At 63.9% G+C, this 16,828-nt stretch carries 20 protein-coding genes, 1 other RNA gene and 1 pseudogene; 11 read left to right on the top strand and 11 right to left on the bottom strand.

Features of this window, described 5'->3' with window-relative positions:
• The first annotated feature begins 8 nt into the window (after nucleotides 1-8).
• The 5 genes from P9228_RS27975 (at nucleotide 9) to P9228_RS27955 (ending at nucleotide 4,523) form a co-directional block, all read left to right on the top strand.
• A complete protein-coding gene (locus P9228_RS27975; RefSeq protein ID WP_067319472.1) occupies nucleotides 9-809 on the top strand; it encodes an inositol monophosphatase family protein in 801 nt (266 codons plus the stop codon).
• A 192-nt stretch (nucleotides 810-1,001) separates the two neighbouring features.
• Nucleotides 1,002-1,694: a hemolysin III family protein gene (locus P9228_RS27970; RefSeq protein ID WP_067319474.1), complete on the top strand. Its 693-nt coding sequence runs from the start codon at nucleotides 1,002-1,004 to the stop codon at nucleotides 1,692-1,694.
• 105 nt (nucleotides 1,695-1,799) lie between these two features.
• Nucleotides 1,800-2,819, top strand: coding sequence for a MotA/TolQ/ExbB proton channel family protein (locus tag P9228_RS27965; RefSeq protein ID WP_067319476.1), 1,020 nt, complete (start codon nucleotides 1,800-1,802; stop codon nucleotides 2,817-2,819).
• Nucleotide 2,820: 1 nt separating this feature from the next.
• On the top strand, nucleotides 2,821-3,849 hold the full coding sequence (locus P9228_RS27960; protein WP_067319478.1) for a peptidoglycan -binding protein: 1,029 nt from the start codon (nucleotides 2,821-2,823) through the stop codon (nucleotides 3,847-3,849).
• 248 nt (nucleotides 3,850-4,097) lie between these two features.
• Complete coding sequence (locus P9228_RS27955; RefSeq protein WP_067001742.1) at nucleotides 4,098-4,523, top strand: hypothetical protein; 426 nt, start codon at nucleotides 4,098-4,100, stop codon at nucleotides 4,521-4,523.
• 88 nt (nucleotides 4,524-4,611) lie between these two features.
• Here P9228_RS27955 and P9228_RS27950 read toward each other — a convergent pair whose 3' ends face one another.
• Entirely contained in the window at nucleotides 4,612-4,965 is a 354-nt protein-coding gene (locus tag P9228_RS27950) for a DUF1304 domain-containing protein (protein WP_278056677.1), read from the bottom strand.
• 148 nt (nucleotides 4,966-5,113) lie between these two features.
• Here P9228_RS27950 and P9228_RS27945 point away from each other — a divergent pair, with 148 nt between their 5' ends.
• On the top strand, nucleotides 5,114-6,598 hold the full coding sequence (locus P9228_RS27945) for a carboxypeptidase M32 (RefSeq protein ID WP_127240160.1): 1,485 nt from the start codon (nucleotides 5,114-5,116) through the stop codon (nucleotides 6,596-6,598).
• A 19-nt stretch (nucleotides 6,599-6,617) separates the two neighbouring features.
• On the opposite strand, the gene P9228_RS27940 is transcribed toward P9228_RS27945, so the two are convergent.
• Nucleotides 6,618-8,420, bottom strand: coding sequence for an ABC transporter transmembrane domain-containing protein (locus P9228_RS27940; RefSeq protein WP_278056674.1), 1,803 nt, complete (start codon nucleotides 8,418-8,420; stop codon nucleotides 6,618-6,620).
• A gap of 205 nt (nucleotides 8,421-8,625) precedes the next feature.
• Between P9228_RS27940 and rpmE the strand changes: the two genes are divergently transcribed.
• Entirely contained in the window at nucleotides 8,626-8,847 is a 222-nt protein-coding gene (gene rpmE / locus P9228_RS27935; RefSeq protein WP_040974396.1) for a 50S ribosomal protein L31, read from the top strand.
• Between the two features lie 92 nt (nucleotides 8,848-8,939).
• On the opposite strand, the gene P9228_RS27930 is transcribed toward rpmE, so the two are convergent.
• The gene (locus P9228_RS27930; RefSeq protein WP_067319486.1) at nucleotides 8,940-9,578 is read right to left on the bottom strand and encodes a TetR/AcrR family transcriptional regulator; all 639 of its coding nucleotides are present in this window, start codon (nucleotides 9,576-9,578) and stop codon (nucleotides 8,940-8,942) included.
• A gap of 111 nt (nucleotides 9,579-9,689) precedes the next feature.
• On the opposite strand from P9228_RS27930, the pseudogene P9228_RS27925 reads away from it, so the two are divergent.
• Nucleotides 9,690-10,522, top strand: a pseudogene (locus P9228_RS27925) (NAD(P)H-binding protein).
• Nucleotide 10,523: 1 nt separating this feature from the next.
• Nucleotides 10,524-11,000 carry a DUF1772 domain-containing protein gene (locus tag P9228_RS27920; protein ID WP_067319488.1) on the top strand — a complete coding sequence of 159 codons (477 nt, stop codon included), beginning with the start codon at nucleotides 10,524-10,526 and terminating at the stop codon, nucleotides 10,998-11,000.
• Nucleotides 11,001-11,029: 29 nt separating this feature from the next.
• Here the strand turns inward: P9228_RS27920 and P9228_RS27915 are convergent, their stop codons facing one another.
• The 3 genes from P9228_RS27915 to P9228_RS27905 all read right to left on the bottom strand — a co-directional run bounded on the left by P9228_RS27915 (nucleotide 11,030) and on the right by P9228_RS27905 (nucleotide 12,670).
• Nucleotides 11,030-11,341: a SelT/SelW/SelH family protein gene (locus tag P9228_RS27915; protein WP_095799760.1), complete on the bottom strand. Its 312-nt coding sequence runs from the start codon at nucleotides 11,339-11,341 to the stop codon at nucleotides 11,030-11,032.
• A gap of 32 nt (nucleotides 11,342-11,373) precedes the next feature.
• Entirely contained in the window at nucleotides 11,374-12,123 is a 750-nt protein-coding gene (locus P9228_RS27910; RefSeq protein ID WP_278056673.1) for a YebC/PmpR family DNA-binding transcriptional regulator, read from the bottom strand.
• 223 nt (nucleotides 12,124-12,346) lie between these two features.
• Complete coding sequence (locus P9228_RS27905) at nucleotides 12,347-12,670, bottom strand: helix-turn-helix domain-containing protein (protein ID WP_278056672.1); 324 nt, start codon at nucleotides 12,668-12,670, stop codon at nucleotides 12,347-12,349.
• 51 nt (nucleotides 12,671-12,721) lie between these two features.
• Between P9228_RS27905 and P9228_RS27900 the strand changes: the two genes are divergently transcribed.
• Together P9228_RS27900 and P9228_RS27895 are read left to right on the top strand one after the other, a co-directional pair.
• Nucleotides 12,722-13,204, top strand: coding sequence for an SRPBCC domain-containing protein (locus P9228_RS27900; RefSeq protein ID WP_278056671.1), 483 nt, complete (start codon nucleotides 12,722-12,724; stop codon nucleotides 13,202-13,204).
• Nucleotides 13,205-13,230: 26 nt separating this feature from the next.
• Nucleotides 13,231-13,623 (top strand): VOC family protein, encoded by a 393-nt coding sequence (locus tag P9228_RS27895; RefSeq protein WP_278056670.1) that lies wholly within the window; start codon nucleotides 13,231-13,233, stop codon nucleotides 13,621-13,623.
• Here P9228_RS27895 and P9228_RS27890 read toward each other — a convergent pair.
• From P9228_RS27890 to ssrS, 5 genes are all read right to left on the bottom strand, one after another.
• Nucleotides 13,620-14,387 carry a TerC family protein gene (locus tag P9228_RS27890; protein ID WP_067001713.1) on the bottom strand — a complete coding sequence of 256 codons (768 nt, stop codon included), beginning with the start codon at nucleotides 14,385-14,387 and terminating at the stop codon, nucleotides 13,620-13,622. The genes P9228_RS27895 and P9228_RS27890 overlap by 4 nt on opposite strands.
• Nucleotides 14,388-14,467: 80 nt before the next feature.
• On the bottom strand, nucleotides 14,468-15,292 hold the full coding sequence (locus P9228_RS27885) for a YmdB family metallophosphoesterase (protein ID WP_067319494.1): 825 nt from the start codon (nucleotides 15,290-15,292) through the stop codon (nucleotides 14,468-14,470).
• Nucleotides 15,293-15,481: 189 nt separating this feature from the next.
• Nucleotides 15,482-15,907: a DUF3592 domain-containing protein gene (locus P9228_RS27880; protein WP_278056669.1), complete on the bottom strand. Its 426-nt coding sequence runs from the start codon at nucleotides 15,905-15,907 to the stop codon at nucleotides 15,482-15,484.
• A gap of 93 nt (nucleotides 15,908-16,000) precedes the next feature.
• Entirely contained in the window at nucleotides 16,001-16,585 is a 585-nt protein-coding gene (locus P9228_RS27875; protein ID WP_278056667.1) for a 5-formyltetrahydrofolate cyclo-ligase, read from the bottom strand.
• A gap of 82 nt (nucleotides 16,586-16,667) precedes the next feature.
• Nucleotides 16,668-16,823: non-coding RNA, 6S RNA (gene ssrS, locus P9228_RS27870), on the bottom strand.
• Nucleotides 16,824-16,828: the final 5 nt, after the last annotated feature.

The raw sequence follows: 16,828 nt of genomic DNA, 5'->3' as shown, positions 1-16,828 counted from the left end.
GAAGAAGAATGGCGCGTTCCGCTCTCCTCAATGTCATGGTCCAGGCCGCGATGAAGGCCGGCCGGTCGCTGTCGCGCGATTTCGGCGAGGTGCAGAACCTGCAGGTCTCGATGAAGGGGCCTGGCGACTATGTCAGCCAGGCCGACCGCAAGGCCGAAGAGATCGTCTTTACCGAACTGTCGAAGGCGCGGCCGGGCTACGCCTTCCTGATGGAGGAGCGCGGCGCCGTCGACGGCGAGGACGGCCAGCATCGCTGGATCGTCGACCCGCTCGACGGCACGACCAACTTCCTCCACGGCATCCCGCTCTTCGCGGTCTCGATCGCGCTCGAGCGCCAGGGCCAGATCGTCGCCGGTGTCGTCTACAATCCGGCCATGGATGAGCTCTATACCACCGAGCGCGGCGGCGGCGCCTTCATGAACGACCGCCGGCTGCGCGTCGCCGGACGCGCCAAGCTCACCGATGCCGTGATCGGCTGCGGCGTGCCGCATCTTGGGCGCGGCCAGCACGGCAATTTCCTGATCGAGTTGCGCAATGTCATGGCCGAGGTCTCCGGCGTCCGCCGCCTTGGCTCAGCCTCGCTCGATCTCGCCTATGTCGCGGCCGGCCGCATGGACGGGTTTTGGGAAACCGGCCTTTCGGCCTGGGACATCGCCGCCGGCGCCCTGCTCATCCGTGAAGCGGGCGGCTTCGTTTCGGATATGGATGGCGGGCAGGACATGCTGGAGGCCGGCTCCATCGTCGCCGGCAACGAGCTTATCCAACGCGCCCTCTTGAAGACGGTAAAGAAGCCGCTGGCTGCGCGCTGAAGCGCCCCTATCGCATCACCCCGAAATCGGAATTGATTCGCTGACCTCCGGTTCGGAACGGATAAGCGCAAATCAAAGGGCTGCAGCCTCCTTTGCGCGTCGAAAGGACGCGCAGCGCGCTCGTCGCAAAACCGCAACCGAAGCTTGAAATACTGATCCGCGACTGCCCAGATTATGGTTGCAGGATCATTCATGAACGACGCTCGCGCAAATACAACGATCGAAATCCCCTTTGTCGGCCGCTGGCACTATTCACGCGCCGAGATGATCGCCGATGGCATCGTCCATGCTGTGGGCATCGTGCTGGCGATCGCCGCCGGCTCTGCCTTCCTGGCTTTAGCCGCCTTCCATTCCGGCCCGGGTGAGTATGTCGCCGCCGTCTTCTACGTTGTGTCGCTGCTCACCGTGCTGTCGGTATCGCTGGCCTATAATTTGTGGCCGATTTCGTGGCCGGCGAAGTGGATCCTGCGCCGCTTCGACCATGCCGCGATCTATCTGCTGATCGCCGCCACCTACACGCCTTTCCTGGCCCAGCTCCACACGTCCGCGCTTGCCATGCCGATGATCGTTATCGTGTGGAGCGCGGCGGCAATGGGCATCGCCATCAAGATGTTCCTGCCCGGGCGCTACGACCGGCTGGCGATCCTCTTCTATCTCGCCATCGGCTGGAGCGGCGTCGTGCTCGCCGGACCGCTGGCCGCGACGCTGCCGCCTGCCTCCGTCATGCTGCTGGTCGCGGGCGGCATCGTCTATTCATTGGGCGTCATCTTCTTTGCCTGGAAAGGCCTGCGCTTCCACAATGCCGTCTGGCATGGCTTCGTCGTCACCGGCGCCGGGCTGCACCTGGCCGCCATGGTCGACTGTCTGGTCATCAGCCGTTTTTGAAACGACCCGCGCGGGGCGATATTGTCAAGCACCATTCAATTTGGTCACAATTCCGTTTAGAGTCGCGGCAATTCTGCGGCGGGTGGCATCGGAAACGGGGCACGGATGGCTTTTCTCAGATCCTTCGGCAGGCGCTCGGATGTCCTGGTCTACGATCCGCACAAACTGTCGAGCCCGCAGGTCTTCCTGCTCACGATGGTGATCTTCCTGGTCATCGTCGCCTTCATCGCCGCCATCCTCACCCGCCAGATCTCCTCCGCCTTCTCCAGCAATCCCGGCCTCAACGGGCTGATCATCGGCGTGCTCGCCGTCGGCATCCTGCTCGCCTTCGCCCAGGTCGGCCGGCTGTTCAGAGAGGTGCGCTGGGTCAACTCCTTCCGCGCCGGCTCCGAGACCACCGAGCCGGTGCTCCTGGCGCCGATGAAGGCGATGATCGGCCGCTCGTCGACGATCGCCTTCTCGACCTCTTCGATGCGCACCATGCTCGATTCCATCGCCACGCGCCTCGATGAAAGCCGCGACACCTCGCGCTATCTTGTCGGACTGCTGGTGTTTCTCGGCCTGCTCGGCACCTTCTGGGGCCTGCTCAACACCATCGCCTCAATCCGCGAGACGATCGAGGCGCTCGACCCCGGCAGCGGCGATGCCGCCGCCGTACTCGACGCGCTCAAGCAGGGCCTCTCGGCGCCGCTCGCCGGCATGGGCACGGCCTTCTCGTCCTCGCTGTTCGGCCTGTCCGGCTCGCTGGTGCTCGGCTTTCTCGACCTGCAGGCCGGCCGCGCCCAGACCCGCTTCTACACCGAACTCGAGAACTGGCTGTCCTCGGTCACCGATCTCTCGTCCGATATCGTCGTGTCGGAATCGGCGCGCGCCGAGCCGTCGGAGGAGATCCGCCTGCTGTCGGAACGGCTGCGCAGCCTGCAGGAAAATGGCGGCGGCTCCAACCCGCGCGTCGCCACCGCTATGGCCAACCTGGCGGACGGCATTTCCGGACTGGTCAAGAACATGCGCTCCGAACAGCAGATCATGCGCGACTGGGTCGAGGCGCAGTCGGACGAACAGAAGGCGATGCGCAACACGCTGGAAAAGATCGCTGATGCCCTGAAGAAGACCGGAGTGCACTGACGTGGCGCTGGCAAGGCGGCGCGCCGATCGCCGCATCGACTACTGGCCCGGCTTCGTCGACGCGCTGTCGACGCTTCTGCTCGCCATCATGTTCCTGCTGACGGTCTTCGTGCTGGCGCAATTCCTGCTCAGCCGCGAAATCTCCGGCAAGGACACCGTGCTCAGCCGCCTCAACTCGCAGATCAACGAGCTGACGCAGTTGCTGGCGCTGGAGCGCTCGAACAGCCAGGACAAGGAAGATACGCTCGCCAATCTGCAGGCCTCGCTGTCGGCGGCGGAGGCGGAAAAGAGCCGCCTTCAGCAATTGCTGGAACAGGGTGCCGGCGCCGGCGACGCGGCCAACAAGCGGGCGGACGCGCTGTCCGGCGAACTCAGCAACCAGCGCCAGATCAGCCAGCAAGCGCTGAGCCAGGTCGAGATCCTCAACCAGCAGATCGCGGCACTGCGCAAGCAGATCGCGGCGCTCGAGGACGCGCTCAACGTGTCCGAGCAGCGCGACCGCGAGTCCAACACCAAGATTGCCGACCTCGGCCGCCGCCTGAACGTGGCGCTGGCGCAGCGCGTCCAGGAACTCAACCGCTACCGTTCCGATTTCTTCGGCCGGCTGCGCGAGATCCTCGCCGACCGCGAGAACATCCGCATCGTCGGCGACCGCTTCGTCTTCCAGTCGGAAGTGCTGTTCCCGACCGGCTCCGACGAGATCAACGATGCCGGCAAGGTCGAGATGAAGAAGCTCGCCGATGCCGTCATCGAGCTGCAGAGGGAAATCCCGCCCGAGATCAGCTGGGTGCTGCGCGTCGATGGCCACACCGACAACAAGCCCTTGTCCGGCACCGGCCGCTATCGCGACAATTGGGAGCTGTCGACCGCCCGTGCGACCTCGGTGGTGAAGTTCCTGATCGAGAACGGCGTGCCGGCGAACCGGCTGGTAGCCGCCGGCTTCGGCGAATTCCAGCCGCTTGATCCGGCCGACACGGATGAGGCGCGCAGCAAGAATCGCCGAATTGAACTGAAGCTCACCGAACGTTGATCCGGCATAACGCGAACTCACGCGAATTTGTTCGCAGGCTCAACTCTAGCGCGCAGAAGCTCGCCGGCAAGGCCTGAAAACATTATCTTTTATTAATTACACTCGGCGACTTGGCGGCCCTAATTTGCTGCGCAGGGCCGGGAACCGCCGGCGATGCCTCCCATCGCGACGCGACGGAACCGGACGGCCCACTAGCTCGGAAGCAGAGCGGGATGGCCGCTCCTTCCCCAGCAGGAGGACGCGCCGTCATGCGCGCTTTAACATCTCTCAAGACTGCAACTCTCGCCGCGGTTCTGATCGCCGCTCCGCTCGCCGGCGCCTACGCCGCCGGACATCACAAGGGCGCTCTCGACGCAACCGATCCAACCGACTTCACCGGACCGCGGGTGACCAGCCTGATCGAGCAGGTCCAGGGTGTGGATCAGGGCATCGCCGACGCGCGGCAAGCAAACGACATCTCGGCCTCGGAAGCGCAGCAACTGCATATGCGCGCCGCGCACATCAGCCAGGTGGCCGAGCACGTAGCCGCTTCGGATCACGGCAGGATTCCGGCTGCGCAATATCACGATCTGCTGCGCCGTCTCGACAATGTCGACCAGAAGCTGAGAACCGATACCGGCAGCGGCTTCCTGATGGGCGACGGCGCCGACGGCGGTCACTATCCGAACGGCTGAGCGGTTTCGGTCCGCGACTGCCGTTTCGAGACCAGGAAGGGACGATCTGGCGCCCGAGGGACCTGGCCCGAGGGCGTCCTTTTTTCAGTCACCGGCCGAGCCAAAGCGCGATAATGGCAAGCACCGCAGGCAGCGTCTGGACGAACAGGATCTTGCGGCCGACGGTCGCCCCGCCATAGAGGCCGCCGACGGCAACGCAAAGCAGGAAGAACATCTTGATCTGGAACCCGCCGGTGCCGAGATAGAGCCCCCAGATCAGGCCTGTAGCAAGAAAGCCGTTATAGAGCCCCTGGTTGGCGGCGAGCACTTTCGAGGCGCTGGCGAAGTCCGGCTTGAGGTTGAACGCCTTGTGGCCGCGCGGCGTGTCCCACAGCACCATCTCCAGATAGACGATGTAGCAGTGGATCAGCGCCACCAGCCCGGTCAGGATATTGCCGATCATTGTCCCCTCCGCTCGTTGGCCCCAACTTTTGATCACGCAGCGCTGTTGCAAGGCAAGATGGGCTGATCCGGAACGGGCGGATCAGGGTTGCCAAGCTGCGCGCCTTGGTATCTTTTCGCGCCAACCCCTTTGCAGCCGGAAACCATCCATGTCCTTCCAAAAACTCGATCTACTCGGCCATAGGCTCGAAGCGCTGGAACATGCGCTGGCCATCCTCGGCGCCGATGAGGCGACCCACATGGCGGTTGGCGGCGGCGAGAAGCGCGCCGAGGCGATGTCGGCCTTGGCCGGCATGCTGCACGCCCAGGCTACCGCGCCGGAGATCGGCGACTGGATCGCCGCCGCCGAAGCCGAACCGCTGAACGACGAGCAGCAGGCTGCGGTGAGGGAACTGCGCCGGCAATATACCAACCTCACCTGCCTGCCGGTCGAATTTGTCGAGCGCCAGACGACGGCGCGCATGCGCTCCGAGCAGCTCTGGCGCGACCTGCGCGCCAAGAATGATTGGGCGGGCTTCCTGCCGGCACTGGAAGGCGTCGTGGCGCTGGTCCGAGAAGAAGCGGCGCTGCGCGCCGAGGCGCTCGGCCTCGCCCCCTATGACGCGCTGATGGAGCAGTACGATCCCGGCAACCGCGCCGCCGACATCACGCCGGTGTTCGTCGAGCTGAAGGCTTTCCTCAAGGATTTCCTGCCGCATGCGCTGGCCGTGCAGGATGCGCGGCTGGCGAAGCATGCGCTCAAGCCGCTCTCCGGCAGCTACGCCGTCGAGAAGCAGCGCGAGCTTGGTCTTGCCATGATGGCGGCGGTCGGCTTCGACCTCACGCATGGCTCGCTGGCGGTGTCGCACCATCCCTTCTGCGGCGGCGTGCCGACCGATGTGCGCATCACCACCCGCTACAAGACTTCCGATTTCCTGTCGGCGCTGATGGGGGTGCTGCACGAGACCGGCCACGCGCTTTACGAACAGAATCTGCCGAAAGCCTGGTCGCACTGGCCGCTCGGCAAGGCGCGCGGCATGGCCATGCATGAGAGCCAGAGCCTGTTCGTCGAGAAGCAGATCGGCCGCAACCCCGCCTTCTGGCGCTGGGCGCTGCCGGTTGTCGAGAAGCATCTCGGCGAAGCCTGGTCGATCGACGACACCCTGCCGCATGTCCATCATGTGGAACGCGGCTTCATCCGAGTCGACGCCGACGAGGTCACCTATCCGCTGCATGTCATCCTGCGTTACGAGCTCGAGCAGGAGCTCGTCTCAGGACGGCTGGAGGCCGCCGACCTGCCGGAGGCCTGGGATGCCAAGATGCGCGACTATCTCGGCCTGTCGACCATCGACAACCCGGCCGACGGGCCGATGCAGGACGTGCACTGGCCGGGCGCCGCCTTCGGCTATTTCCCGTCCTACACCCTGGGCGCCATGATGGCGGCACAGCAGTGGGCCGCCTTGACCAGGGAGCATCCGTCAGCCGACGGAGATCTCGCCAAGGGCGACTTCAGCGCCATCAATGAGTGGCGACGCGACAAGATCTGGTCGCAGGGCTCGCGCTGGTCGACGCCGGACCTGCTCGAGCGCGCCACCGGCGAGAAGCTCAACGCCGTTTACTTCACCGAGCACCTGCGCAAGCGGTACGGCGACTGATAACGCCTGCCGGCGGGCGCTACTCCGCCGCGCCCTTGAAGGCGCTCGCTCCGGTCTCGAACTGCAGCTTGGCGAGCCGCGCATAGGTGCCGCCCTTGCCGACAAGGCTTTGGTGGGTGCCTTCCTCGACGATGCGCCCGCCTTCCATGACCAGGATGCGGTCGGCCTTGAGTACCGTCGCCAGCCGGTGGGCGATCACGATGGTGGTGCGGCCGCGCATCAGCCGCTCCAGCGCCGTCTGCACCAGCGTTTCGCTTTCGGCGTCGAGCGCCGAGGTCGCCTCGTCGAGCAGCAGGATCGGTGCGTCGCGCAGAATGGCGCGGGCGATCGCCACGCGCTGGCGCTGGCCGCCCGAAAGCGTCACACCGCGCTCGCCGACCTGGCTGTCATAGCCCTTTTCAAGCTTGCCGATGAATTCGTCGGCAAGCGCCGCCTTTGCCGCCGCCTCGATCTCGGCATCGCTGGCGCCCGGCCGGCCGAAGCCAATATTGTCGGCAGCACTGGCCGCGAAGATGGTGACGTCCTGCGCCACGATGGCGATGCGCTGGCGGATTGCGGCCGGATCGGCCTGGCGCAGATCGACGCCGTCGATGACGACACGGCCGCTCTCCGGATCGTAGAAGCGCAGGATAAGCGAGAAGACGGTGCTTTTTCCCGCGCCCGAAGGACCGACGATCGCCACCGTCTCGCCGGGCTTCACCTGGAAGCTCAGCCCATGCACGGCGGCCCGGTCCGGCCGCGCCGGATAGGAGAAGGAGACATCGTCAAAGCTGATCGCGCCCTTGGCCTTGGCCGGCAGCGGCTGCGGATCTGCGGGCGCCTGAATGGCGGGCTTCTCGGCCAGGATCTCGGTCAGACGCTCGGCGGCGCCCGCCGCCTGCGACAGCTCGCTCCACACTTCCGACAGCGCGCCGAGTGCGCCGGCGGCGAACACCGAATAGAGCAGGAACTGGCCGAGCGTGCCGGCCGACATCGTGCCGGCAAGCACGTCGCGCGAGCCGAACCAGAGCACCGCCACCACCGATGAAAAGATCATGAAGATGGCGAAGAAGGTGAGAAAGGAGCGGGCGAAGACCGACGTGCGCGCCGCCTCGAAGGCGGCCTCGACGGCGGCCGAGAAGCGCCCCGTCACCAGCTTCTCGTTGGTGAAGGCCTGCAGCGTGCGCACGGCGCCGATCTGCTCGCTGGCATAGGCAGTGGCTTCCGCCAGCGTATCCTGCGCCAGCCGCGACTTGCGCCGCACCGAACGGCCGAAGGCGACGAGCGGCAGCACGATCAGCGGGATGGCGGCCAGTACCAGGCCGGACAGTTTTGGGCTGGTGAAGACCATCATCGCCACGGCACCGACGCCGAGGATGAGATTGCGCAGCGCGACCGATGCCGTGGCGCCGACCGCCGACTTCACCTGCGTGGTATCCGCGGCAAGCCGCGACACGATCTCGCCCGACTGCGAGCGATCGAAAAAGGCCGGCGAGAGCGTCGTGACATGGGAGAAGACATCGCGGCGGATGTCGGCGACGACCCGCTCGCCGAGCGTGATGACGAAGTAGTAGCGGCTGGCGGACGCCGCCGCCAGCACGGCCGCCATCAGCACCAGCGCGGCGAAATACTCGGCAATGAAGGTAGTGCCCGCCGCCTGGAAGCCGTGATCGATCATGCGCCGCACGGCCATCGGCAGGGCCAGCGTCGTCCCTGCCGCGACGATCAGCGATATGATCGCGCCGACCGCCAGTTTGCGGTACCGCATGACGTACGGAAAAAGGTTCCTGAGCGGCCGGACCGAGCGCCTGCGCTCGTCACCACTGACACCGATATCCGCCATGAGCGTTTCCTCTGGCCGCGTGTTCGTCATGCGCTTCAATATGCGCCTGCCGCGGCCTTGTGATTCAATTCCGGCTGATGTATAGGCTCGCCGACCGTTTTAGAAGCCGTGGCTTTTCATTAGCTGCGGCTTCGAGTTTAAAAAAGGGGCGCATCGACGCAGGCCATCGGCCCGTCACCAGCGCCGGCAAGCCAGGAACACGACAATGAAGGCCGATATCCATCCCGACTACCACACCATCAAGGTCGTCATGACCGACGGCACCGAATACCTGACCCGCTCGACCTGGGGCAAGGAAGGCGACACGATGAACCTCGACATCGACCCGACTACGCACCCGGCCTGGACCGGCGGCCAGCAGACCCTGCTCGACCGCGGCGGCCGCCTGTCGAAGTTCAAGAAGCGTTTCGAAGGTTTCGGCCTCTAAGCCTTTCTAAACGTGTCGCAGATCAAAAACCCGCCTCCGAGGCGGGTTTTTTGTTGGCCACAGACGCTGCGGGAAACCCGACCAGTTTGTACCTACCCTTCCACCAGCTCCCGCAGCGCCATGCGCTTATAGGCCGCGACCAGCCTGTCGCCCTCCTCCCGGTCGACGGAGATCGCCAGCCGCATGACCGCCTCGCCCATCTGCCAGACTAGCAGCGCCGCCGTCTCCATCGCCACGGTATCTGCGCCGGGACGCAACCGCTTCAGCACCGCGACGAGGAATCGGGCATTGGCCCGGCTGTCGGCCAGTTCGAGTTCGCGCAAGGCCTTGTCGGCCTGCGTGCCCGACCAGATGTCGCGCATCACCGGTTCGGCCAGGAACATCCCGTAATAGATGTCGACCAGCTCCGAAAACGCCCGCTTCAGCCCCTCGGCGTCGCTGACGTCCTTCAGCGCCGCCGAGATGCAGGCCTGGCTTTCGGCGGTGTAGCGCTCGGCCAGCGCCCAGACGATCGCCCGCTTGTCGGGAAAGAACTGGTAGAGCGAGCCGATCGACACCCCTGCTCTTTCCGCCACCTCGCCCATGCGCATGGCATCGCTGCCTTGCTCGGCGATCAGCGCCGCGGCGGCGGCAAGCATCCGCTCGACCCGCTCGCGGCTGCGTTGCTGCGTCGGCGCTCGCCGGGGCATTGCGATTTCCTGGTCGAGCTTCGCGGCTACCCTGCCTTGCATGAGCTTCCTCCGAAAGATCCTCGAGAAACTGGCTTGACTCACAAAATACGAGGGTTTATCACGTTTTGCAAACATGAGGATTACTCATATTCAGAAAACGAGGAGATCGAGATGACCGACACATCACAGAAACCGATTTTGATCCTGGGCGGCACCGGCAAGACCGGCCGGCGGCTGGCCGAACAGTTGATCGCCCGCAGGATCCCGGTGCGGATCGGCTCCCGCGCAGGCACGCCTCCCTTCGACTGGTCGGACAAGAACACCTGGGGCGCGGCCCTCGACGGCGTCGGCGCCGTCTACATCAGCTACTATCCTGACATCGCGGTGCCGGGCGCCGCCGAAACTGTCGAGGCGTTGGCCAAACTTGCCGTCGAGCGCGGCAACAAGCGGCTGGTGCTGCTCTCCGGCCGCGGCGAGACGGAGGCTCAGCGCGCCGAGGAAATGATCAAGGTTTCCGGTGCCGATTGGACGATCCTGCGCTGCTCATGGTTCTCGCAGAATTTCAGCGAAGGCTTCCTCATCGAATCCATACTCGAAGGCGAAGTCACCCTGCCGGTCGGCGCTGTCGGCGAACCGTTCGTCGATGTCGACGATATCGCCGATGTCGCCGAAGCCGTGCTGACGGAGCCGGGCCATGCCGGCCAGCTTTACGAACTCACCGGCTCGCGTCTGCTGAGCTTTGCTCAGGCCGTCGCCGAAATCGGCAAAGCCACTGGCCGCGACATCCGCTATCGGCGGATCTCGCAGCCCAATTCACCGAAACGGTGGCTGCGCACAACCTGCCGCCGGAATTCGCCTGGCTGCTCAACGAGCTCTTCAGCGAGGTGCTCGACGGCCGCAACGAAACGTTGACCGACGGCGTGCAGCGCGCGCTCGGCCGCCGGCCGAAAGACTTCTTCGCCTATGCAACCGAAACCGCAGCCAGCGGCGTCTGGAGTAACTGAGATGATGAAAATTCTTCCCGCCCTCACCTTCATTGCCGCGATCGGCTCTGGCGTGGTCGGCGGCGTCTTCTTCGCCTTTTCCAATTTCGTCATGGCAGCACTTGCCAGGCTGCCCGTCCCAGCCGGCATCGCAGCGATGAATTCGATCAACATCACCGTAATTACGCCCGCCTTCATGACGGCGCTTTTCGGCACCGGCCTCATTTGTCTGGTGCTGATTGCCGCCGCCATCGCGGGTTGGAGCCAATCGGGCTCGTACTGGCTGCTTGCCGGCGCCGTAATCTATCTCGTCGGCAACCCGATCGTGACCATGATCTTCAACGTGCCGCTCAACGACGCGCTGGCCGCCGTCGACCCGGCCAGCAGCAACGGCGCCGCCGTGTGGGCGAACCATCTGCGCCAATGGGTAATGTGGAACCACGTCCGCACCATCACCGCGATCGTGGCGATGGCCTGCTTCATCCTGGCGCTGATTTGAAGAGAGCGGCCAGCGGATAAAACACCGCCTCAGGCGGGGTCCGTCTTCTTGTGCGTCTTGCGGTCGGCGTGTCCCAGATCGCGCTCCGGGTCGATGACATCGCGGACCAGCTGCTTGAGCTTCGCCGCCTCCGGAAAACCGCCGTCGCGCTTACGCTCCCAGATAAGCTGGTCGTTGCAGGAGATCGTGAAGATGCCGCCGGTGCCCGGCACCAGCGTCACCTCGCCGAGATCGGTACCGAAGGTCGAGAGCAGCTCCTGTGCCATCCAGCCGGCTCTGAGCAGCCACTGGCATTGCGTGCAGTAGGTGATGCGGATGGCGGGCCGCGGCTTCTCGCTCATGTCGGATCGAGTTCCGCTCATAGATCAGCCGATCAGGCCGCGCTGAGCTTGGCCATTGTTTCGTCGTCGACGTCGAAATTGGCGTAGACGCTCTGCACGTCGTCGTCGTCCTCGAGAGTGGCGACCAGCTTCATCAGCGACTGCGCCCGTTCTTCATCGACCGGCACATTGTTCTGCGGCTGCCAGATCGGCTTCACCGACTCCGCTTCGCCGAGCGCGGCTTCGAGCGACTTCGATACCTCGCCGAGATTTTCGAAGCTGCAATAGACGGTGTGGCCTTCCTCGTCCGACTCGACGTCGTCAGCACCGGCCTCGATCGCGGCTTCCATCACCGTGTCCGGGCTGCCGGCCGAAGCCGGGTAATAGATCTCGCCGACGCGGTTCCACATGAACGACACCGAGCCGGTTTCGCCGAGCGCCCCGCCGGCCTTGGTGAAGGCGGCGCGCACATTGGACGCCGAGCGGTTGCGGTTGTCGGTCAGCACCTCGACGATCAGCGCCACGCCGCCGGGGCCATAGCCCTCATAGCGCACGGCCTCGTAGTTCTCGGCATCTCCGGCGGAGGCCTTGTTGATGGCGCGCTGGATGTTGTCCTTCGGCATCGACACCGCCTTGGCGTTCTGCACCGCAAGGCGCAGCCGCGGGTTCATCGCCGGATCCGGCGTGCCGGTCTTGGCGGCGACGGTGATTTCGCGTGCCAGCTTGGAAAACATTTTCGACCGCACCGCATCCTGGCGGCCCTTGCGGTGCATGATGTTCTTGAACTGCGAATGGCCAGCCATGGCACCCCTGTCGTGTTCGGCTAGAGCATTTCTCGGCCGGGCGCGATCACCCGGCATCGGCAAATGCTCGAATTCAAAATTTCAGAACGCTGCAAGCGTGCCTGCGAAGGCCCGCGGGGCTCTCTGTCGGAATGGCCGGCTTATAGATAAATCGGCTCAATTCGTCCAGCCGGACCGTCGACCCTGACGGCGGACAGACCGAGATTGCCCTTGCAGCGCGGCATCATCCCTCCAGATCCGACTTCAGCCGGTCGAGGATGCTGATCGCATGGCCCGCATATTGGCCGATCCAGCGGTCGTGGATCTGCCTGATCGGCAGCGCGTTGAGATGGTTCCAGCGCTCGCGCCCCTCGCGCCTCGCCACGACCAGATCGGCCTCTTCCAGCACCTTCAGATGCATCATGACCGTGCAGCGATCCATGTCCGGGAAAGCCTCGCAGAGCGCCCCGGTGGTCTGCGGCTGTTCCTTGAGCCGGTCGAGCAACTCGCGCCGGCGCGAGTGCGCCAAGGCCTTGAAAACACGATCGTCCGAGGTTGGGCTTGACATGTTATGTTTTTATAACATATTGTTTCACGAGGCAAGGAAGGAGCTGTGGATATGTCTCTTGGATTCAGGATTTCCGGACGCATCGGCAAGCCGGTCGCCGAAGTCTTCGACGCCGTGGTCAACCCGACGAAGCTCAGCGGCTATTTCACCACCGTTGGCGGCGCCTCCGCTCCGCTGGTCGCCGGCACCACCGTCACCTGGTGGAAGACGGTGCCAGTCGAGGTCGACGAGGTGATCAAGGATAGGCGTATCGTGCTGCGCTGGGACGCGGCCGACACTGACGGCAAGCCGGCCTACAAGACACGCATCGAGATGAATTTCGAGCCGTTGGACGACGGCGGCACCCTCGTTACCATCGCCGAGGCCGGCTGGCACGAAGGCGAGGTCGGACTGAAGAAATCCTACCTCAATTGCGAGGGCTGGTCGCAGATGCTCGCCTGCATGAAGGCGTATCTCGAATACGGCATCAATTTGCGCGACGGCTATTATCGCGCCGAGATGAAAGGCGAGCCGGCCAACGAGACCAATATTTGACTCCCTTTGAGCGAGGAGGCCCGGCCGTGAAAGTAACGCCGTTCCTGATGTTCGAAGGTCAGGCCGAGGAGGCCATGACCCTCTATTGCGACACTGTTCCGGAAAGCCGCGTCGTCGACGTCACACGCTATGGCGCCGGTGAGGACGGACCCGAAGGCACGCTCAAGCTGGCCCGCGTCTTGATCGGCGGCACGGAGGTCATGATCTTCAACAGCCCGGCGCATCACGCCTTCTCCTTCACGCCGTCGTTCTCGCTCTTCGTCGACTGTTCCTCCGAGCACGAACTCGATCGCATTGTCGGGGTGCTGGCTGAGGACGGCGCGCTTCTGATGCCGACCGACGATTACGGCTTCAGCCGCCGTTTCGCTTGGCTCAACGACCGCTTCGGCGTTTCCTGGCAGATCAACCTGCCCGCTTAATGCCCGCCGCCGGACCGCTGCTTCTTTCGACGCCGCGCCAGCATGTTGAGGCCCTCGACCAGCGCGGAAAAACCCATGGCGGCGTAGATGTAGCCCTTGGGCACGTGATAGCCCATGCCGTCGGCAATCAGCGTCATGCCGATCATCAGCAGGAAGCCGAGCGCCAGCATCACGATTGTGGGGTTCTTGGCGATAAAGTTGGCGAGCGGCGTCGCCGCCAGCATCATCACGCTCACCGCCACGATGACAGCGATGTACATGATGGCGATCTCGTCGGTCATCCCGACGGCGGTGATGATGGAATCGATCGAGAAGACGAGGTCAAGCAGCAGGATCTGGAAGATCGCGCCGGCCAGGCTCATCTGCAGTGTGCCGCCCATCATCGAGTCCTGATGATCCTGCGGATCGACCGTGTGGTGGATTTCCTTGGTCGCCTTCCAGACAAGGAACAGGCCGCCGGCGATCAGGATCAGGTCGCGCCAGGAAAAGCCATGCCCGAACGCCGTGAACACCGGCGTCGTCAATTGCACGATGATCGAGATCGTGGCGAGCAGCACCAGCCGCATGCCCAGTGCCGCCGAGATGCCGAGTTTGCGGGCGCGGGCGCGCTGCGCTTCCGGCAGCTTGTTGGTCAGGATCGAGATGAAGATCAGGTTGTCGATGCCGAGCACCACCTCCAGCACCACCAGCGTCAGCAGCGCGATCCAGGCTGTGGGATCGGAGACAAAGGCAAAGTGCGGCGCCAGGAACTCGACAAGCTGCATGGAGGTCGTCCCCTCTACGATCTAGAGCAGTTTTCGCGGGTTTCGTCGCCAGTTAGGTACGACCGGTGCTCATATCAATATCATGACCAGAAGGACGGCGCGGTTTCCTCGAGTCTCGGCCCGCGGCGAAACGGCGCGATCTTCTCGGCGAGCCCGGTGCGGTCGGAGATTTCCACGCCGACGCCGCAGAGCGTCGCCGGTCCATTCGCGGCCTCGAAACGACCTTTCGGCACTTTCGACAGGAAGCGGTTGAGCGGCTCTTCCTTGTCCATGCCAAGCGAGGAATCATAGTCGCCGCACATGCCGGCGTCCGAAATATAGGCGGTGCCGCCGTTGAGTATCTGATGATCGGCGGTCGGCTGGTGCGTGTGGGTGCCGACCACAAGGCTGGCACGGCCGTCGACGAAATGCGCGAAGCACATCTTTTCCGAAGTCGCCTCGGCATGGAAATCAATCACTACTGCGTCGGCCTGTTCGCCAAGCGGACAGGCGGCAAGCTCGCGCTCGCCGGCCTGGAACGGATCGTCGAGCTCGGGATGCATGAAGACGCGCCCCATGATGTTGGCGACCAGCACCCGCGCGCCGTTCCTGGCGATATAGACGCCGGAACCACGCCCCGGCGTGCCCTTGGGAAAATTGGAGGGGCGCAGGAAGCGCTCCTCGCGCGGCGCGAAGACCAGCGCGTCGCGCTGGTCCCAGACATGGTTGCCGGTGGTGACGACATCCGCGCCCGCCGCGAGCGTCTCGCGAAATATCTCCTCGGTGATGCCGAAGCCGCCGGCGGCGTTCTCGCCATTGACGATGACGAAGTCGAGCTTGAAGTCGGATATCAAGCCCGGCAGCTGTTCCCACACCGCCGTGCGCCCAGTTTTTCCGACCATGTCGCCGAGGAAGAGAAGTCTCATACGATCCCGCGTCGAAAGTCCGCCAAGCAAAAGCTGCATGACTTTCCGCAAAGATCATGCGTTTCTCAACCGCTGTTCTACAATTGCGGCGTGAACCGGCGCAACCCGCTCCCGGTGAGTATTTCCGGGATGATCACATGATTGTCTTATACGGCACCACCGCCCCGTCCTAGCAGCCGAAGGCGACGACTAACGCGCGCTCCGTCCGCGCAGCCAGAAGAACCAAACGTAGAAGACGGTGAAGCCGCCGGTACCTGCAAGGATCAACAGCATGCCGCGCCAGCCCTTCATTCCGGCGGTATCGAGGGTCGCTGGATCGCCAGGGTCGTAGTAGAATTTCACCTTGTCGCCGATCGACGCCTCGTGGAGACCGACAAGGCTTCCCTTTCCGGACCAAGTCATCGGCACGTCGTCAACCACATAGGCGAGGGCGACATTGATGCGCTCTATGGCGAGGCCATTTTTGTGCATTTCAGTGAAAGGACTGACATCCGTCACGGTAGCGACCGTCTGCCCCCAGGCGGCTTGGTGGTACAGGGTGGTTCCGGTGATATGCAATCCCATCGCAAACAGTGCTGCCGCGATCAGAGCAAACGGCATCAGGATGAATCGCATGAAGACAAAATCCCTTGCTAACCTCAACTTGGATTGGATAGCAGGAATACTGTTGGATAGGGATTGGAATCGCGCGAAGCGGGTCGGAATATTCTAAGAGGCGGTAAACCGGCGTAACCCGCTCTCGGTGAGTATTTCCTGGATGATCACGTCATGGTTCTCATCCGGCACTTGCGACACCTCCTGGCAGTCGAACGCAATGCCGATCAGCCGCGGCGCCAGCCCTTTGTCGGCCAGCCTGGCGATCGCCCGGTCGTAATAGCCGGCGCCGTAGCCGATGCGGTGGCCGCGCGCGTCGAATGCTGCGAGCGGAACAAACATGAGCGAGGGGTCGAGCTCTTCGGCCTCCTCGTGCGGTCCGACCGTGCCGAAACCCATCTCGACCATTGGCGCGCCGCGCACCAGCTCGCGGAAGACGATGGTTGTCTTGTCGAGGATCGCCGGCAGGCAAAGCCTGGCGCCTTTCTCGCGCAGCGCGAACATCAGCGGCCGCACATCGACCTCGGAGCGCATCGGCCAGAAGCCGGAGACGATCTGGCCCGGTTCGACGGCGATCTGGTCACGCGCCGTCTCAGCCATTTCGAGCGCGATCTCGACCCGCCAGAATTCGTCCAGCGCATCCCGCCGCGCCAGAGCTTCCTTGCGAAGCTGTTTTTTCAGGTCTTTTGATGAGGTCATGCGCAGACGTTAGAAAAGGTCGTATCCGGACGAAGTTGCAGGAGCGACGCTTTCTACCGCATCAAATTCAAAAACGGGAGAGTGGCGATCCACACAACCGGTGGAGAGGTCGATCCCGGGTGCCTACAAAGTAGGTGGGCGCCGTGTGAGAAAACCCACGGGTCTTCCCAGGGACAGCTCCCTAAGGATCGATAAGGCCCCGGGGATAAGTTTCTCCTGCCGGGAAGCGCAGACCGCCAAAAC

This window comes from Mesorhizobium sp. WSM4898 (assembly GCF_029625845.1).
Lineage (GTDB): Bacteria > Pseudomonadota > Alphaproteobacteria > Rhizobiales > Rhizobiaceae > Mesorhizobium.
The sequence above is the reverse complement of the archived record's forward strand: the minus strand, read 5'-3'. Positions and strand labels throughout refer to the sequence as shown.

Coding starts and splice junctions, on each gene's coding strand:
- P9228_RS27975 (WP_067319472.1), top strand. CDS start 9: ATGGCGCGTTCCGCTCTCCTCAATGTCATGGTCCAGGCCGCGATGAAG.
- P9228_RS27970 (WP_067319474.1), top strand. CDS start 1,002: ATGAACGACGCTCGCGCAAATACAACGATCGAAATCCCCTTTGTCGGC.
- P9228_RS27965 (WP_067319476.1), top strand. CDS start 1,800: ATGGCTTTTCTCAGATCCTTCGGCAGGCGCTCGGATGTCCTGGTCTAC.
- P9228_RS27955 (WP_067001742.1), top strand. CDS start 4,098: ATGCGCGCTTTAACATCTCTCAAGACTGCAACTCTCGCCGCGGTTCTG.
- P9228_RS27950 (WP_278056677.1), bottom strand. CDS start 4,965: ATGATCGGCAATATCCTGACCGGGCTGGTGGCGCTGATCCACTGCTAC.
- P9228_RS27945 (WP_127240160.1), top strand. CDS start 5,114: ATGTCCTTCCAAAAACTCGATCTACTCGGCCATAGGCTCGAAGCGCTG.
- P9228_RS27940 (WP_278056674.1), bottom strand. CDS start 8,420: ATGGCGGATATCGGTGTCAGTGGTGACGAGCGCAGGCGCTCGGTCCGG.
- rpmE (WP_040974396.1), top strand. CDS start 8,626: ATGAAGGCCGATATCCATCCCGACTACCACACCATCAAGGTCGTCATG.
- P9228_RS27930 (WP_067319486.1), bottom strand. CDS start 9,578: ATGCAAGGCAGGGTAGCCGCGAAGCTCGACCAGGAAATCGCAATGCCC.
- P9228_RS27920 (WP_067319488.1), top strand. CDS start 10,524: ATGATGAAAATTCTTCCCGCCCTCACCTTCATTGCCGCGATCGGCTCT.
- P9228_RS27915 (WP_095799760.1), bottom strand. CDS start 11,341: ATGAGCGAGAAGCCGCGGCCCGCCATCCGCATCACCTACTGCACGCAA.
- P9228_RS27910 (WP_278056673.1), bottom strand. CDS start 12,123: ATGGCTGGCCATTCGCAGTTCAAGAACATCATGCACCGCAAGGGCCGC.
- P9228_RS27905 (WP_278056672.1), bottom strand. CDS start 12,670: ATGTCAAGCCCAACCTCGGACGATCGTGTTTTCAAGGCCTTGGCGCAC.
- P9228_RS27900 (WP_278056671.1), top strand. CDS start 12,722: ATGTCTCTTGGATTCAGGATTTCCGGACGCATCGGCAAGCCGGTCGCC.
- P9228_RS27890 (WP_067001713.1), bottom strand. CDS start 14,387: ATGCAGCTTGTCGAGTTCCTGGCGCCGCACTTTGCCTTTGTCTCCGAT.
- P9228_RS27885 (WP_067319494.1), bottom strand. CDS start 15,292: ATGAGACTTCTCTTCCTCGGCGACATGGTCGGAAAAACTGGGCGCACG.
- P9228_RS27880 (WP_278056669.1), bottom strand. CDS start 15,907: ATGCGATTCATCCTGATGCCGTTTGCTCTGATCGCGGCAGCACTGTTT.
- P9228_RS27875 (WP_278056667.1), bottom strand. CDS start 16,585: ATGACCTCATCAAAAGACCTGAAAAAACAGCTTCGCAAGGAAGCTCTG.